General features: G+C 68.1%; 14 protein-coding genes. 3 read left to right on the forward strand and 11 right to left on the reverse strand.

The window, feature by feature from the left end; all coding sequences use genetic code 11:
- Nucleotides 1-23 precede the first annotated feature (23 nt).
- The 11 genes from AC1VNX_RS22935 to ssuD form a co-directional block, all read right to left on the reverse strand.
- Nucleotides 24-1,340, reverse strand: a complete 1,317-nt coding sequence (locus tag AC1VNX_RS22935; protein ID WP_483159761.1) for an MFS transporter — start codon at nt 1,338-1,340, stop codon at nt 24-26.
- Nucleotides 1,341-1,725: 385 nt separating this feature from the next.
- Entirely contained in the window at nt 1,726-2,475 is a 750-nt protein-coding gene (locus tag AC1VNX_RS22940) for an ABC transporter ATP-binding protein (RefSeq protein WP_483159763.1), read from the reverse strand.
- A gap of 4 nt (nt 2,476-2,479) precedes the next feature.
- Complete coding sequence (locus AC1VNX_RS22945) at nt 2,480-3,766, reverse strand: SfnB family sulfur acquisition oxidoreductase (protein ID WP_483159765.1); 1,287 nt, start codon at nt 3,764-3,766, stop codon at nt 2,480-2,482.
- Between the two features lie 34 nt (nt 3,767-3,800).
- Nucleotides 3,801-5,123, reverse strand: a complete 1,323-nt coding sequence (locus AC1VNX_RS22950) for an ABC transporter substrate-binding protein (RefSeq protein ID WP_483159767.1) — start codon at nt 5,121-5,123, stop codon at nt 3,801-3,803.
- A gap of 58 nt (nt 5,124-5,181) precedes the next feature.
- Nucleotides 5,182-6,216, reverse strand: coding sequence for a branched-chain amino acid ABC transporter permease (locus AC1VNX_RS22955; protein WP_483159769.1), 1,035 nt, complete (start codon nt 6,214-6,216; stop codon nt 5,182-5,184).
- Between the two features lie 3 nt (nt 6,217-6,219).
- Nucleotides 6,220-7,116 carry a branched-chain amino acid ABC transporter permease gene (locus AC1VNX_RS22960; RefSeq protein ID WP_483159771.1) on the reverse strand — a complete coding sequence of 299 codons (897 nt, stop codon included), beginning with the start codon at nt 7,114-7,116 and terminating at the stop codon, nt 6,220-6,222.
- Entirely contained in the window at nt 7,116-8,009 is an 894-nt protein-coding gene (locus AC1VNX_RS22965; protein WP_483159773.1) for an ABC transporter ATP-binding protein, read from the reverse strand. The genes AC1VNX_RS22960 and AC1VNX_RS22965 overlap by 1 nt, the downstream gene beginning before the upstream one ends.
- Nucleotides 8,010-8,017: 8 nt before the next feature.
- On the reverse strand, nt 8,018-9,202 hold the full coding sequence (gene sfnG / locus AC1VNX_RS22970) for a dimethylsulfone monooxygenase SfnG (protein ID WP_483159775.1): 1,185 nt from the start codon (nt 9,200-9,202) through the stop codon (nt 8,018-8,020).
- Between the two features lie 43 nt (nt 9,203-9,245).
- On the reverse strand, nt 9,246-9,830 hold the full coding sequence (gene msuE / locus AC1VNX_RS22975) for an FMN reductase (RefSeq protein ID WP_483159777.1): 585 nt from the start codon (nt 9,828-9,830) through the stop codon (nt 9,246-9,248).
- Between the two features lie 363 nt (nt 9,831-10,193).
- Nucleotides 10,194-11,387: an acyl-CoA dehydrogenase family protein gene (locus AC1VNX_RS22980; RefSeq protein WP_483159779.1), complete on the reverse strand. Its 1,194-nt coding sequence runs from the start codon at nt 11,385-11,387 to the stop codon at nt 10,194-10,196.
- The gene (ssuD, locus tag AC1VNX_RS22985; protein WP_483159781.1) at nt 11,384-12,574 is read right to left on the reverse strand and encodes an FMNH2-dependent alkanesulfonate monooxygenase; all 1,191 of its coding nucleotides are present in this window, start codon (nt 12,572-12,574) and stop codon (nt 11,384-11,386) included. The genes AC1VNX_RS22980 and ssuD overlap by 4 nt, the downstream gene beginning before the upstream one ends.
- A 358-nt stretch (nt 12,575-12,932) precedes the next feature.
- Between ssuD and AC1VNX_RS22990 the strand changes: the two genes are divergently transcribed.
- From AC1VNX_RS22990 to AC1VNX_RS23000, 3 genes are read left to right on the forward strand one after another with little or no spacing between them, the layout of a single operon-like run.
- Nucleotides 12,933-14,060: an acyl-CoA dehydrogenase family protein gene (locus AC1VNX_RS22990; RefSeq protein WP_483162005.1), complete on the forward strand. Its 1,128-nt coding sequence runs from the start codon at nt 12,933-12,935 to the stop codon at nt 14,058-14,060.
- On the forward strand, nt 14,057-15,184 hold the full coding sequence (locus AC1VNX_RS22995; protein ID WP_483159783.1) for a sigma-54 interaction domain-containing protein: 1,128 nt from the start codon (nt 14,057-14,059) through the stop codon (nt 15,182-15,184). The genes AC1VNX_RS22990 and AC1VNX_RS22995 overlap by 4 nt, the downstream gene beginning before the upstream one ends.
- Nucleotides 15,185-15,237: 53 nt before the next feature.
- Nucleotides 15,238-16,857, forward strand: a complete 1,620-nt coding sequence (locus AC1VNX_RS23000; protein WP_483159785.1) for an alpha-amylase family glycosyl hydrolase — start codon at nt 15,238-15,240, stop codon at nt 16,855-16,857.

Here is a 16,857-nt window from a genome sequence, read left to right on the forward strand (position 1 = left end):
GGTTCCTCCTGACTGGGTACGGGTCAGCGCCGCGACGAAGCAACGCCCGGCCTGACGAACAGCACCAGCACGGCGCCGATCACCAGCAGCGCCGCAAGCATGTGCAGCCCCGCATCGGTGCTCTGCGTCGCATCCTTGATGAGCCCGATCAGGTACGGCGCGCTGAAGCCCGAGAGATTGCCGAAGGAGTTGATGAGCGCGATGCCCGCTGCAGCGGCCGCACCACCGAGGAAGGCCGTGGGCATGCCCCAGAAGACCGGGAAGGTCGACATGATGCCCATCGTCGCCAGCGTGAGACCGGCCATCGCCAGCGTCACGTTGCCATGGAAGGCCACGCTGAGCACCAGCCCGATCGCACCGATCACGGCGCCGATGGCGCTGTGCCAGCGGTACTCCAGCCGGCGATCCGCGCTGCGCGCCATGAAGTACATCGCGACCACGCCGAAGGTCCACGGAATGGCGCTGAGCAGGCCGATGTCGAGCGCGCCCTTCACGCCTGCCGCCTTGATGATGCTGGGCAGCCAGAACGAGATGCCGTACAGCCCCGAGGTATAGGCGAAGTACACCAGCGCCAGCAGCCACACACGGCCGTTGCCCAGCACGCCGGCGATGCGCGGCTCGGCCTTGCCCACCGACTCGGCGGCGATGTCGCGGGCAATGATCTCGCGCTCGGCCGGCGTGAGCCAGCGCGCGTCCTTCACGCGGTCGTCGAGGTAGCGCCACACCACGAGGCCCAGCGCCACCGTCGGCAGCCCCTGCAGCAGGAACAGCCACTGCCAGCCCGCCCATCCGTTGACGCCGCCCATGCCCTGGAGGATCCAGCCCGAGAACGGCCCGCCGAGAATGCCCGCGAACGGGATCGCCGCGAGGAACAGCGAGGTCGCCTTGCCCCGCCGCGCGGCCGGGTACCAGTAAGTGAGATAAAGAATGATGCCGGGGAAGAAGCCCGCCTCGGCCGCGCCGAGCAGGAAGCGGATCACGTAGAACGACACCGGCGAGCTCACGAACATGGTGGCCGCCGAGAGCAGTCCCCAGGTGATCATGATCCGCGCGATCCAGCGGCGCGCACCCACGCGGTGCAGCACCACGTTGCTCGGCACCTCGAACAGGAAGTAGCCGATGAAGAAGATGCCCGCGCCCAGCCCGTAGACCGCGTCGCTGAACTGCAGGTCGCCCTGCATCTGCAGCTTGGCGAAGCCGACGTTCACGCGGTCGAGGTACGCCACGATGTAGCAGAGGAACAGCAGCGGAATCAGCCGCCATCCGACCTTGCGGTAGACGGCATCGGAGGTGCTGTCGAAGCGGCCCTCGTAGGGCTGCGCGATGGTGCTGGTGTTCATGGATGCGTCGCTTTCCTTCGCCTGATCCGGCTGCAGGCGATGGTCGCGTCCACACCCGCCGCACGGCTGCGGGTTTCCACGCAAGATTCATATGGATTGAAGATCGGCGCATCTCGCAACGAGATGCGCAAGGCCGGTGCATGTCACGAAGACGGTGCACGCCGTGCACGGGATGCCTTCGAACCAAGGTCGAGCCATAGCGCCTGGACAGCGTTCCGGCAGGAAGTTGTTCCACCAGTCTGTGGAAATCTTTGTGGATAACACAGGGACAACATCGGCGTTGCCAGCAATCATGCGGGCCGTCGCCAGAGTGCCTGTATTCGAGGCAACCGCCTCTTGACTTTTTTCGCCGGCAGGCTCGGGGCGAGCGCGGTGAACTGGATATCTACGCGTCAGCCCCGCCGAAGTAAAAGGACTGGATATCCGCCCGCTGCCGCAACTCCGGCGCATCGCCGCTCAATACCGTGATACCCGCCTCGAGCACGGTCGCGCGGTCGGCGTACTGCAGCGCCACGGTCGAGTTCTGCTCCGCGACGAGGATCGACAGGCCCTGTTCCCGGTTGAGCCTGCGCAGCTGCTCGAAGATGTCGCGCACCACGATGGGCGCAAGCCCCATCGACGGTTCGTCGAGCACGAGCAGCCGGGGCCGCGACATCAGCGCGCGGCCGATGGCGGTCATCTGCTGCTCGCCGCCCGAGCTCAGGCCGGCCGGTGTGCGCCGGCGCTCCTTCAGGCGCGGAAAGATCCCGTAGACCCGTGCGAGATCGTCAGCGGCCTCGGCGCGCCCCGCACTGCGCCCGAGCGCGCCGGTCAGCAGGTTCTCCTCGACGGTCAGCGAACGAAAGCAATGACGGCCTTCGAGCACCTGCACGAGGCCGAGCCGCACCAGATCGGCCGGGCTGGTACGGCTCGCGTCGCGGCCGTCGAACGCGATGCGCCCGGCCGTCACCTGCCCCCGCTGCGCCGGCAGCAGGTTCGACACTGCCTTCAGCGTGGTCGACTTGCCCGCGCCGTTGGCGCCGAGCAGCGCATGGATCTCGCCCGCGCGCACCTCCAGGCTCACGCCATGCAGCGCGACGATGGCGCCCTGGTACGCGGCCTCGACCGCCTCGACGCGCAGCAAGGGTGCGGTCATCCGGTCAGCTCCAGGCGTGGAACGGTGGCTTCACGCCGTTGAGGAAGTAGTTGCCGACGATGGCGTACTTCCAGCGCACCGGGTCGTGCAGGGTATGCGTGCGCGCGTTGCGCCAGTGCCGGTCGAGGTTGTACTGGCCCAGCGTCGAGCGCGTGCCCGCCAGCTCGAAGAGCTTGTTGGTCGCGTGGATCGCGATCTCCGTGGACAGCACCTTGGCTTCCGCCGTCGCGATCTGCGCCGCGGCCACGCTGTCGGCGTCTGGCGCGGCCACGGCGAGGTCGATGGCACGGCCGGCGCGCTCCAGCAGCGCTTCGCTGGCGTGCAGGCGGATCTGCAGGTCGCCCACCGCCTGTATCGAGTACGGGTCTTCCCACGCATGGTCGCGCTGGCTGTCGATCCACGGCCGCGTCTTGGTGCGGATGAAATCGATGGTCTCCGCAATGGCGCCGCGCGCGATGCCCACGTCGACGGCAGCCTGGATGATCTGGAAGATCGCACCATCGGCCGAGGGCGTGGCGTAGCCCTTGTAGGCCGGGATCAGGTGCGTCTTCGGCACTTTCACGTGGTCGATGACCACCGTGCCGCTGAGCGTGGTGCGCTGGCCGAAGGCCGACCAGTCGTCGATCACCGTCAGGCCCGGCGCGTTGCGCTCGGCCACCACGTACCAGGTGTTGCCCTGCTCGTCGTTGGCCACGATGGGCACGTAGTGCGCGAGCAGCGCGCCGGTCGAATAGAACTTGCGCCCCGTCACCACCACGTGGTCGCCCGCGTCGGTGAAGCGCGTCTCGAAGTCGGCCGCGCGCTTCGAGCCCGATTCCGAGAACGCGTTGCCCCAGCGCACACCGCGCAGGAAGTCGGCGAAGAAGAGCTTCTGCTGCGCCGCGTCCGAAACCGTGCGCACCGCTGCCACGAAGCCGAGGTGGTTCTGCGTGATCTGGCCCAGCGACGGGTCCGCCGCCGAGATGATCGCGATCACCTCCGCCAGCGTCGCGTACGACACCTCCGCGCCGCCGAAGGCCTTGGGCACGTTGATGGCCCAGAGGCCGCTTTGCGAGTAGGCGTCGATCTCCTCGACCGGCCAGCGCCGCAGGCGGTCGCGCTCGGAAGCGCCGACGATCAGCTTCGCGGCCAGCGCATGCGCCACGGCGATGGCCTCGGCGTCGCCGCGGATGACATGGGCCGGCTCGTCGGGCAGCGGCAAACCCGGCACCGGGTCGTTGGCGGCCGCGGGCTGCGCGGCGGAGGAGGAAGAGGAAGAAGAGGAGGAAGGAGCTTCGAGTACGGCGGACATCGTTCGGCCTTTCGGTGGTTTGTCGGGATGGCGTTCAGTCATCGATGCTCTTGCGCACCTTGACGTTCTTCTCCTTGGCGTAGGCCAGCGAAGACTTCTCGATGATCGGGCGCAGCAGCTTCCAGTCGGGCGCGATCCAGTCAGACACCACGTTCCACTTGCTGCCGTCCCACTGCTGGAAGGCCACGCGGCCGTCGCCCTCGTGGTTGTCCCAGGTCACATTGATCGAGTGGAAGAGCCCCTTGGCGCCGAGCGCGGCGGCACGCGCCTCGTCGATCTTCAGGTTCTCCAGCCCCCAGCGGATCTCGTCGCCGGTGAGCGTGCGCTTGCCGAACTTCGCCTGCGCGATGCGGATCGCCTCCACGTTCAGGATGCCGTTGAGCACGCCGAGGTTGTGATAGACGCTGCCGATGCGCTTGGGGTCCTGCAGGTTGCCCTTGCCGGCACCGTAGACGATCTTCGTGATGTCCTGCAGCACCGGGTATTGCGCGCCGGCCGCCACGGTGGTGATGGCCACGTAGCCCTTGGCCGCCTCGCCGGCGGGGATCACGTCCTCCTCGGAGTTCGACCACACGTTACCCACGATGTGGTCGACCGGGAAGCCCGTCTTCTGCGCAGTCTTGAGCGCCACCGGGTTCATCACGCCCCAGCCGCGCAGCACCACGTAGTCGGGCTTCACGCGCCGGATGGCGAGCCACTGCGACTGCTGTTCGTTGCCCGGGTGCGGCACCTCGATCTGCTGCAGCGTGAAGCCGTACTTCTTCGCCAGCAGCTCGTAGACCGGAATGGTCTCCTTGCCGTAGGGCGAGCCGTGATACAGCACCACGATCTTCTTGCCCTTGAGCTTGTCGGCGCCGCCCTCCTTGCCGGCGATGTAGTTCACGATGCCCGAGGTCTCGCTGTAGGGGTTGAGCAGCAGCGGAAAGATGTACTTGAACACGCGGCCGTCGGTGGTGTCGGTGCGGCCGTGGTTGATGGTGAGCAGCGGCACCTTGTCGGCCGTCACGCGGTCGATCAGCGCATAGGCGATGCCGACCGACAGCGGGTTCCATGTCGCGATGCCGGGGCGCTGCTTGAGGCGCTCGTACACCTCCACGCCGCGCTCCACTTCGTACTGCGTCTCGCCCTCCTCCCAGGTCAGCTTGACGCCGCCCACGCCGCCGTCGCGCGTGTTGACCAGGTTCAGGTAGTCGATGAAGCCGCCGAAGAAGCCGGTGCCGCCGGCGGCGTAAGGCCCCACGCGATAGCTCTGCAGCGGGAAGAACTGCTCGTTGGCATCGGCATGCGCCGCCTGCAGGCCGCCGGCTGCGATGGTGACGGCCAGGGCCGCGTTTTTCAGGTGCTTGATGAAGGACATGGTCTGGAAGGGTCGCGTTGGAATGGAAAGAAAGGGAAAAGAAGGAAGGAGAAAGAAGTCAGCCCGGCGCGGACGGCCGGCGCCGCAGGCGCTTTGCCGCCCGGTCCCATAGGGCGGCCAGCCCCTGCGGCTCCACGACGAGAAAGAAAATGATCAGCGCGCCCAGCACGATGCGTTGGCTCATGTCGAGCACGCCCGAGTCGAAGCTTCCGCCCAACAGCAGGCTGCCCACGCGCGAGAGCAGCAACGGAAACACCACGATCAGCGCGGCGCCGAAGAAGGCCCCCCGGATCGTCGAGAGCCCGCCGATGATCACGATGAAGAGAATCTGGAAGGAGCGGTCCAGGTTGAAGCCCGCCGGCTCCACCGTGCGCAGGTAAACGAAGCCCCACAGCACACCCGCCACCCCGGCGATGAAGGACGACACGGCAAAGGCCAGCAGCTTGGTGCGCAGCACCGGCACGCCGATGACGCGCGCGGCCAACTCGTTGTCGCGCACGGCGATGAAGTGGTGCCCGGCCTGAGTGCGCACCAGCCGCCATGCCAGCGCGGTGAGCACCGTCACGATCGCGAGCGAAAAGAGGTAGCGCCCCACTGGCGTATCGAACACGATGCCCGCCACCTCGAGCGTGGGCGCGTCGATCACGCCCGAGGCGTTGTCGTTGCTGAACCAGCCGAACTTGGTGAGGGCCCATTGCACGAAGAACTGCGCTGCCAGCGTCGACACCGCGAGGTAGAAGCCGCGCAGCCGCAGGCTCGGCAACCCGAACACCAGCCCGACCGCCGTGGCCGCCAGCCCCGCGAGGCCGATGCTCGCCAGCAGCGGCAGCCCCTGCAGGCGCAGGTTGAAGTTGTAGGCCGCGAAGGCTCCCACCGCCATGAAGGCCGCGGTGCCCAGCGAGAGCTGACCCGCGTAGCCCGTCAGCAGGTTGAGCCCCACGGCCGCGAGCGACAGCGCCAGAAAGGGAATCAGCAGCGCATCGAACACATAGCCCGATGCCACGAACGGCACCACGCCGAAGGCGATGGCCAGCACGGCGAGCGGCCATGCCCGCAGCGGCGTCCTCCAGGATGAAGAGGCGACAGCGCCCATGGCTCAGGCCCTCTCCACGAGCTTCTGCCCGAACAGGCCGCTCGGCCTGACCAGCAGGAAGGCCAGCGCCGCCACGTAGGCGAACCAGCTCTCGATGCCGCCGCCCACGAAGGGCCCGATGTAGACCTCGGCCAGTTTCTCCAGCGCGCCGATCACCAGCCCGCCAACGATCGCGCCGAGGATGGAATCGAAGCCTCCAAGCACCAGCACCGGCAGCGCCTTCAGCACCACGAGCGAGAGCGAGAACTGCACGCCCAGCCGCGCACCCCACAGCAGGCCGGCGACCAGCGCGATGACGCCGGCCGTTGCCCACACCGTCGTCCAGATGCGCGGCAGGCGCAGGCCCACGGCCACGGCCGCGTAGGTATCGTCGGCCACCGCGCGGAACGCCAGGCCCACGCGGGTGTAGCGGAAGAAGGCCGAGAGAAGTGCCACCATCACGCCCGCCGTGGCGGCGGCGAAGAGGTCGAAGGTCGAGACCATGATGCCGAGGAACTGCAGCGGCTCGTCCGCGATGCCCAGCTCCAGCGCGTGCACCTGCGTGCCCCACAGCAGCTGGGCGACGCCCTCGATCACGTACGACAGGCCCAGCGTGGCCATGAACAGCGTGATCGGCGGCTGATTCACCAGCGGGCGCAGCACCGTGCGCTCGATGGTCAGCCCCAGCAGCACCATCAGCGCGAAGGTCAGCGCGAGCGCCAGCGCGAAAGGTACGCCGCGCTCGACCAGGCTCACGAAGGTGAGCGCGGCGAACAGCAGCTGCGCGCCCTGTGCGAAATTGAGCACGCCCGAGGTCTTGTAGATCAGCACGAAACCGATCGCCACCAGCGAATACATCACGCCCGAGAGCAGGCCGCCCACGAGCACTTCGACGAAGAAACCGAGCTCGCTGCCGTCCATCAGGCCCGCTCCGCTTCTTCGTCGTGGGCCACGCCGAGGTAGGCGTCGATCACCGCCGGGTCGGCACGCACCTCGGCCGGCGTGCCGTCGGCGATCTTGCGGCCGTAGTCCAGCACAGCCACGCGGTCCGACAGCCCCAGCACCACGCCGATGTCGTGCTCGATCAGCAGGATGGTGGTGCCGAACTCGTCGCGCGCGGCGCGCACGAAATGCGCCATCTCGCGCTTCTCGCTCACCGTCATGCCGGCCATGGGCTCGTCGAGCAGCAGCAGTTGCGGCTGAGCGACGAGCGCCCGCGCCAGTTCGACGCGCTTCTGCAGGCCGTAGGCCAGCGTGCCGGCCAGGCGCTCGCTCACCGCGCCCAGCCCCAGGAAACCGATGATCGCGTCGGCGCGTTCGCGTGCGTCCTCGCGCTCGCGCCTCGCGCGCCCCAGCCCGACGATCTGTTCGATGAAGGTGGAGCGCGCAGCGTCCACGCGGCCGAGCACGATGTTGTCCCGCACGCTCAGGCCCTTGAAGAGCGCGAGATTCTGGAAGGTGCGCGCCACGCCCAGCCGGGCCAGGCGCGCGGTCGGCACCCGAGCGAAGCCGCGCTCCCCGATCCACACGCGCCCGCGGTCGGGCCGGTAAAGGCCGCTGATCACGTTGACCAGCGAGCTCTTGCCCGCACCGTTTGGCCCGATGACCGCGCGTATCTCGCCCCTGGCGATCGACAGGTCCACGCTCGCCAGCGCTGTGACGCCGCCGAACGAAAGATCCACGCCCTCCAGCCGCAACACGCTCGCCCCCTCGCGGGCCCGGGCGACCGGCGCGGACTGCCCTGCGGGCAGGAAGCCCGCCAGCGGATCGACGCCCAGGGAGACCGGCCCGGCCTCGAACAGGAAGTCAGGCATCGCCGGGCTCACGCAACGGCTTCCAGCGCCGGACTGCCCTGGCGGCCCGACTGCTGTTGCTGATGCTGCGCGGCCGCCTGTTCGGCTTCCAGCTGGCGCACCAACGGCAGCACCTTCTCGCCGAAGTACTCCACCTCCTCGATGAAGTGCAGGAAGCCCGCCAGCACCAGGTCGACGCCGATGGCCTTGAGCGCCACGATGCGCTGCGCGATCTGCAGCGGCGTGCCGATGAGGTTGGTGCGGAAGCCGTCGTTGTACTGAACCAGGTCTTCGAAGGTCGACTTGGCCCAGTTGCCCTCGCCTTCCGGCGAAGCCTTGCCGGCCTGCTTCACTGCATCGCCGAAGGCGTGCACCGCCTCCACGTGCGCGTGCCTGACGATGTCGTCGAGCACCGCCCTGGCTTCCTCCTCGGTGTCGCGCGCGATGACGAAGGCATTCACGCCGATGCGGACCTTGTGGCCGTTCTGCGCCGCCTTGGCCTGGATGTCGTCGATCTGCACCTTCAGTCCCTCCGGCGTATTGCCGTTGGTGAAGTACCAGTCCGACACGCTGGCCGCGTTGTCGCGCGCGGCGCGCGAGCTGCCGCCCTGGAAGATCTCCGGATGCGGCTTCTGCACCGGCTTCGGGCTCAGCGTGTAGTCGGTGAAGCGGTAGAAGTCGCCCTTGAAGCTGAAGTTGTCCTGCGTCCAGATGCCCTTGAGCGCGCGGATGAACTCGTTGGAACGGCGATAGCGCTCGTCGTGCTCCAGCCAAGGCTCGCCGATGGCCTGGAACTCGCCCTTGAACCAGCCGCTGACCACGTTGATGGCGATGCGGCCGTTTGAAATGTGGTCGATGGTGGCGATCTGCTTGGCCACCACGGCCGGGTTCCACGGACCCGGCAGGATCGCCGCGAGCACCTTCAGCTTGGTGGTCGCATGCAGCAGCGCCTGACTGAACGACACCGACTCGTGCTGGTACTCCGCGCCGTAGCCGGCGGTGAAGCGGATCTGGCTCAGCGCGTACTCGAAGCCCGCCTTCTCGGCCGCGACGGCCAGTCGCTGGTTGTATTCGAGGCTCCAGTCGGTGCGCTGCTCGATGGTGCTGACCACCAGCCCGCCGCTGACGTTGGGCACCCAGTAGGCGAACTTGACCGGGGCGGAGACGGATGCGGAAGAAGCGGAGGAAGTGGAAGGCGAAGACGCTTGGCTCATGGAAGGCTCCTTGGATGTCTGTGGAACTGCGCTCGATCCGGCTTCAGGCCGGCACCGCGACCGGCACGGGCTTGCGTACCACGGGCGTGGCGGCATCGCGAAGCTGCGGCACGGCGCGCGCGACGGCCAGGGCGATGCGCTCGCGCAGCGCGTGGTTTGCGATCTCGTAGCCCTCGAAATCCTTTTCCACCGCGTAGACGCCGATGGGCAGCGTGCGCGACTGGAAGAAGCTGAAGAGCGGACGCAGCTGGTGATCGATGACCAGCGCATGGCGGTCGCTGCCGCCGGTGGCCGCGAGCAGCACGGGCTTGTCGATGAGCGCCTCGTGGTGGACGAAGTCGAACAGGTGCTTGAAGAGGCCCGTGTACGAGCCGCGATACACCGGACTCGCCACCAGCAGCAGGTCGGCCGACTCGATGGCCGCGATGCTTTCCTCGACGGCCGCGGGCAGCTGGTTGCGATAGAGCACGCCCGCGAACTGCGGACCGATCTCGCCAAGCGAGATCACGCGCGCATCGATGGCCAGCTCGTCGCCTAGCGCCTCCAGCAGGCGATCCACCAGCACCAGGGTTCGCGAGGGACGTTGCAGGCTGCCGGACACGGCAACGACTTTCAGTTTTCGACTCATGTTGATATGACCTCTGTTCAGAAGCCGCGAGTCATTCGCGGCACGCTCGATATATGCGAATCGCGTGCCACTTACTTTCCCCTTATGAATCAACGAGTTAGACGAAAATGACTGCATCCGCGCGTGCTGGATCGGCAGCAGGCTGCGGCTCGGTTGCTGATGCATCAGCAGCACGGCGCGCTTAGTCGTTCGAGGCACATCGGTATGCGCCGATCGAATGAACGCCAGGCAGCAACGGGGCTTGCGAACTGCTGCCCCGACAGCAGCACACAGGCATGGCGCACCAAAGAAAAGGGCCTGCGGCTCACGCCGCAGGCCCTCATCCGTCATCGCGCAACGACGCTCTACGCGGGAATGGAACTCTCAGGAATAGAAGCTCGGCGGCGGCAGCCGCTCGTTGAGCGCCCAGTCGCCCAGCTCGCGCACTTTGTAGTCGACCGGGTCGTGCAGCGTGTGCACGCGCAGGTTGCGCCAGTAGCGGTCCAGCCGCAGTGCCGCCGTGGTGGCGCGTGCGCCCGTGACCTCGAACATGCGGTGCGCAACCTCGAGGCCGGCGCGCGTGCTCGCAACCTTCGCCGCGGCCACCGCGATGGCGACCTGCCCGCGCTCCTGCGCGTCGAGCGAATCGCCGCGCAGCCATGCCTGGTCGAAGGCGTCGGCGGCGTCGTCGAGCAGGCTGCGCGCGCCTTGCAGCGCGAGCCAGAAGTCGCCGTAGTGCGCGAGCACGAACGGGTCTTCGTTCGCGGCTGGTGCCGGCGAGAAAAGCCACGGCCTTCCCTGCTGCAGCGTGAAAGCCTTCGCTTCCGCCAGCGCCCCTTCTCCCAGGCCCAGGTAGATGTTCGCGAGGATCAGCTGCGCGAGCAGCGGGCGAAGGCACGCAAAGGGCGTGGACAGCGGCCCCGGTTCCAGCAGCAGTTCCTTCGCGTCGACGCGCACCCCATCGAAGAGCACGCTGCCGCTGTCGGTCTGGCGCTGGCCCATGTTGTCCCAGTCGTCGAGCACCCTGATGCCCGCGCGGTCCGTGGGCACCACGCCGATCAGCAGCTTTCCGTTCGCGTCGAGCGCCGAAGCCAGCAGCATGTCCGAATCGCTGGCGCCGGAGCAGAAGCTCTTGCGCCCGGAAAAGACATAGCCCCCGCCGCCTGCGAGCTCGGCGCGCGTGGACTTGTCCAGCGGATTGAGCGCGTTGCCCCAGAACCATCGGCGCTCGCCCGTCTGTACGATCCACGGCTCCCATTGCGCGCGCCGCCCGAAGAGTCGCGTGGTCGCCAGCAGCAGGTGGTGGAAGGCGAACAGGTGCGCCACCGAGCTGTCGACACGCGCGAAGCCGCGCACGACATCGAGCGTCTGCCGCCAGCTCGCGCCCAGGCCGCCCAGCTCCGCCGGCACGCTGAGCATCAGCAGGCCGCTCTCGCGCAGCAGGTCGCGCTCGGCCTTCGGCGTACCGCCGCGTTCGTCGCGCTCGACCGCCGTCTGCGCCAGCGCCTGTGCCACGCGCTGCGCCGCCGAATGCCATGGCACCACCTCGTCGCCCGCCTCGGCCGGAAAGTGTTTCATGCCTCGGCCTTCTCGCGCGCGGGCGCCGGCGGGGCCTGCACAGCCGATCCAGCCTGCGCAGGCGGCGGCACGATGTCATTGGCGATGACCTCGCCGAACGGCCCTGTGATGTTGGCCTGTCCCGGTGCCCGCGCATTCTCGAGCGGCAGCAGCGGAAACAGCAGTTCGGCCACGCGGTATGCCTCTTCCAGATGCGGGTAGCCCGAGAAGATGAAGGTCTCCACGCCGAGCGCCGCATATTCAGCGATGCGCGCGGCCACCTCCTCGGGGCTGCCGACCAGCGCGGTGCCCGCGCCGCCGCGCACCAGCCCCACGCCGGCCCACAGATTGGGCGACACCTCCAGCCTGTCGCGCCGACCGCCATGCAGCGCCGCCATGCGCCGCTGACCCACAGAGTCGAAGCGCGCGAAGGCCTTCTGCGCGGCCGCGATGGTGTCGTCGGTCACATGCGAGATCAGCTCTTCGGCCGCCTGCCATGCGGCTTCGCTGGTCTCGCGCACGATCACATGCAGCCGGATGCCGAAGCGCAGCCTGCGCCCGTGCTTCGCCGCCGCGGCGCGCGCCTTCGCGATCTTGTCGGCGACGTCGGCCGGCGGCTCGCCCCAGGTGAGGTACACGTCGACCTGCTCGCCCGCGAGCTCGATGGCCGCCTCCGACGAGCCGCCGAACCACAGCGGCGGATAAGGCTTCTGCACCGGCAGATAGAGCGTCTTCGCGTTCTCCACGCGCAGATGCCGGCCGGTGTAGTTCACCGTCTCGCCGGCCGCCACGCCGCGCCAGATGCGCAGGAACTCGTCGGTCACCTCGTAGCGCTCGGCATGCGTGAGGAAGCTGCCGTCGCCACGCTGTTCGTCGGGGTCACCGCCGGTCACGACGTTGATGAGCAGCCGGCCGTCGCTGAAGCGGTCGAGTGTCGCGGCCTGCCTGGCGGACACCGTCGGCGAGATGATGCCGGGGCGTATGGCCACGAGGAACTTGAGCCGCTCGGTCTGCGCCGCAAGCGAAGAGGCGACCACCCACGAGTCCTCGCACGAGCGCCCGGTGGGAATCAGCACGCCCTCGTAGCCCAGTTCGTCGGCGGCCTGCGCGACTTGCCGCAGATAGCGTTGGCTCACAGTGCGCGCACCGCGCGAGGTGCCGAGGTAGCGGCTGTCGCCGTGCGTGGGAAGAAACCAGAAAATTTGCATCCCACGATTCAGCAGTTAGCGTGCCAGTGGAATCGACCATAGGTTCCCCTGTGGAATCGCCTCCGCGCGCGCGGCAACTGCTGCTGGAGCAGCAGCCGGGCACCACATCTGCTGCATGCAACGCATCGCACGCGCTCACTCTGCTGCCACGGAAGCAAAACAAGGATCGATATGCGGATCGCATCGTTGGCCGCGCCTTCGCCTGCCTCCAACATGCTGCCAGCGCAGCAACGGTGCTGCCTGCACATCACCGAGGTCCTGCGTGAGTTCCGTTCTTCCCCTGCTCGCTCCAGTCGCTTCGTCCATCTCTCCTTCTTCCCCTGCTGCTGAATCGGCCCGCGACATCGCGCGCGATCTCATGCGGCGCTTCGCGCACACCGCCGTCGAGCGCGACGAACGCGGCGGCACGCCGAAGGCCGAGCGCGATGCACTGCGCGCCAGCGGCCTGCTGGCACTGAGCATCCCCGCGCAGTTCGGCGGCGGCGGCGCCGACTGGCGCGAGACGCTGGACGTGGTGCGCCTGCTCGCGCAGGCCGACAGTTCCATCGCGCACGTGTTCGGCTTCCACCACCTGATGCTGGCGACGGTGCGCCTGTTCGCGCGGCCGGCGCAGTGGGAGCCGTGGTTCGAGCAGACGGCGCGGCGCCGCTGGTTCTGGGGCAACGCGCTCAATCCGCTGGACGACCGCACCGTGTCCAGCGCGCACGAAGGCTGGCGCGAATTCACCGGGCAGAAGAGCTTCTGCTCGGGCGCGCTCGACTCCGAGATGCTGATCGCCTCTGCGCGCGAGGAAGGCAGCGGCGCCTTCATCGTCGCGGCCGTGCCCACCGGACGCAGCGGCATCTTCGTGGCGCCCGACTGGAACAACATCGGCCAGCGCCAGACCGACAGCGGCAGCGTCACCTTCGAGAAGGTGCGCGTCGAGCAGCACGAGGTGCTGGCCGACCCCGGGCCGCTGTCGACGCCCTTCGCCTGCCTGCGCCCGCTGGTGTCGCAACTGGTGCTCACCAACATCTATCTCGGCATCGCCGAAGGCGCCTTCGACGATGCGCGCCACTACACGCTGCACGAGTCGCGCCCCTGGCATGCGGCCAGGGTTTCGCAGATGCACGAAGACCCGTATGTGCTGGGCCAATACGGTGAATTCTGGGTCGGGCTGGAAAGCGTGCGGGTGCTGACCGACCGCGCGGCCGACCGGCTGGACGCAGCCTGGCGGCTCGGCGCGGCTCTCTCGGAGGACGAGCGCGGCGAGGTCGCGGTCGCGGTGGCCACCGCCAAGGTCGCGGCCACGAACATCGGCCTGGAGATCTGTACGCGCATGTTCGACGTAGCCGGCGCGCGCGCCACGCACGGCGGCCTTCGGCTGGACCGCCACTGGCGCAACCTGCGCACCCAGTCCCTGCACGACCCCGTGGCCTACAAGGTGCGCGAGCTCGGCGAATGGGCCCTCAAGCAGCAATACCCCGTACCGACCTTCTACTCATGAACGCCCTCACCCACCCCCTCGACCTGCCCTCGCCGGCCGATGCCACGGAGCCCGAGTGGGAAGCCCCCACGCTGCTCACGTTGCCCAACCCGCGCAAGCTCACGACCTCGATCCGCGCCACCGCGCAGGTGTTCCAGGACCCGCGCTCGGCCGCACTGCTCGAGCGCATCCGGCTCGTGGCGCCCAGCGACGCCAACGTGCTCATCATCGGGGAGACCGGCACCGGCAAGGAACTCATCGCTCGCCACGTGCACGACCTGAGCCGGCGCAGCGGCAAGCCCTTCGTGGCCGTGAACTGCGGCGCCTTCTCCGAGAACCTGGTCGAGAGCGAGCTCTTCGGCCACGAGAAAGGCGCCTTCACCGGCGCGTTCTCGGCCAAGACCGGCTGGTTCGAGGCGGCCAACGGCGGCACGCTCTTCCTCGACGAGATCGGCGACCTGCCGCTGCCGATACAGGTGAAGCTGCTGCGCGTGCTGCAGGAGCGCGAGGTGGTGCGCCTGGGCTCGCGCAAGAGCGTGCCGATCGACGTGCGCGTTATCGCCGCCACCAACGTGCGGCTGCAGGACGCGGTGGCCGCCGGCAACTTCCGCGAAGACCTGTTCTACCGGTTGCACGTGGTGCACCTCGCGCTGCCGACGCTGCGCGAGCGCCCCGGCGACATCCTGCCGCTGGCGCGCCACTTCATCGAGGAATACCGCCGGCGGCTGGGCTACGGCGCGGTGCGGCTCGACGAGAGCGCCGAGCGCAAGCTCAGCGAGCACGCCTGGCCCGGCAACATCCGCGAGTTGGAGAACGTCATCCACCACGGCCTGTTGATCTGCCAGCACAACGTGCTCGGCGCGGAGCACCTGCACCTGTCGTCGCTGAACATCCAGCGCCGCGCCCCCGAAGGCGAACCGCAGCCGGCGGAGACCGCGCCGCACCAGGCGCTGGAGGACGTGCTGCGCGAGCTCTTCAACGAGCCCGACGAGCAGCTCTTCGAGAAGATCGAGGAGACCGTGATGCGCACGGCCTTCGAGTTCTGCCACCGCAACCAGGTGCAGGCGGCCAAGCTGCTGGGCATCAGCCGCAACGTGCTGCGTTCCAGGCTCATCAAGAACCGGGAAATCTCGGCGCTGAAGTAGCCCCTTGAAGAGGAGACAATGATCCGCTCGAAGCCGAACATGAGGGGATCACGATGTCAGCTGACGACTGGTGGAAGTACGGAATCGTCTACCAGGTCTATCCACGTTCGTTCCAGGACAGCAACGGCGACGGCATCGGGGACATAAACGGCATCCGCGCCCGGCTGGATCATCTGGTCTCGCTCGGCATCGATGCCGTCTGGATCTCGCCGATCTATCCCTCGCCGATGGCCGACTTCGGCTACGACATCTCCGATTTCTGCGACATCGATCCGCGCTTCGGCACGCTGGACGACTTCGACGCGCTGGTGCGGGAAGCCCATGCGAAGGGCCTGAAGCTCATCCTCGATTTCGTGCCCAACCATACCTCGGACCGTCACCCGTGGTTCGTGCAGAGCCGCAGCGCGCGCACCGATGCGCGGCGCGACTGGTACATCTGGCGCGACCCGGCGCCCGACGGCGGACCGCCCAACAACTGGCTCGGCAATTTCGGCGGCCCGGCCTGGAGCTTCGATGCGGCCACCGGCCAGTACTACGCCCATTCGTTCCTGAAGGAGCAGCCCGACCTCAACTGGCGCAACCCCGAGGTGCGCGCCGCGATGTACGAGGTGCTGTGCTTCTGGCTGCGGCGCGGCGTCGACGGATTCCGCGTCGACGTGCTCTCGCAGATCGTCAAGGACGCGCAGTTCCGCGACAACCCGCCCAATCCCGATTACGTCGAGGGCCAGGACCCGTTCCTGCGCCTGACCATGCTCTACAACACCGACCTGCCGGAGGTGCAGCCCATCGTGGCCGAGATGCGCCGCGTGGTCGATGAGTTCAGCGACGCACGCTCGTCGCGCGTGCTGATCGGCGAGCTCTATCTGCCGCTCCCACGCCTGGTCGCCTACTACGGCCTCAATGCCCAGGGCGTGCTCGAAGGCGTGCAGCTGCCCTTCAACTTCCAGCTGATCGCGACCGAATGGCAGGCCGCAATCATCGACCGGCTCGTGCGCGACTACGAAGCCGCCCTGCCCCCCGGCGCCGCGCCGAACTGGGTGCTGGGCAATCACGACAGGGCCCGCATCGCGAGCCGCGTCGGGCCGCAGATGGCGCGGCTGGCGGCCATGCTGCTGCTTACGCTGCGCGGCACTCCGACGCTCTATTACGGTGACGAGATCGGCATGACGGACGTGCCGATTCCCGCCGACGAAGTCCAGGACCCGTTCGAGAAGAACAAGCCCGGCATGGGCCTGGGCCGCGACCCGGAGCGGACACCCATGCAGTGGAGTACCGCGGCCAGCGCCGGCTTCACGACGGGAAGCCCCTGGCTGCGCCTGGCATCCGACTGGCGCGCGTGCAACGTCGAGGCGCAGTCGCGCGACCCCGGCTCCATGCTGACGCTCTACCGGCGTCTCATCGCGCTGCGCCGTGCGCAGCCTGCGCTGCACCGGGGCAGCTACGAAGCGCTCGAAGCCGGGAGCGAGCTGCTCGCCTATGCGCGCGAGAGCGACGGACAGCGGCTGGTGGTTGTCCTGAACTTCGGTGCCACCGCGGCACCGGTGCCGTCGGCGCTGCTGCCGCACAAGCCGACCGTGCTGGCATCGACCGATCCCGCACGCGCCGGATCGATCGAACAGCCCCTGGTGCTGGCGCCCTGCGAAGGCGTCGTGATCGGCACCGAAAGCGCCTGA

It is taken from the genome of Variovorax sp. TLI9-5A, assembly GCF_056867935.1.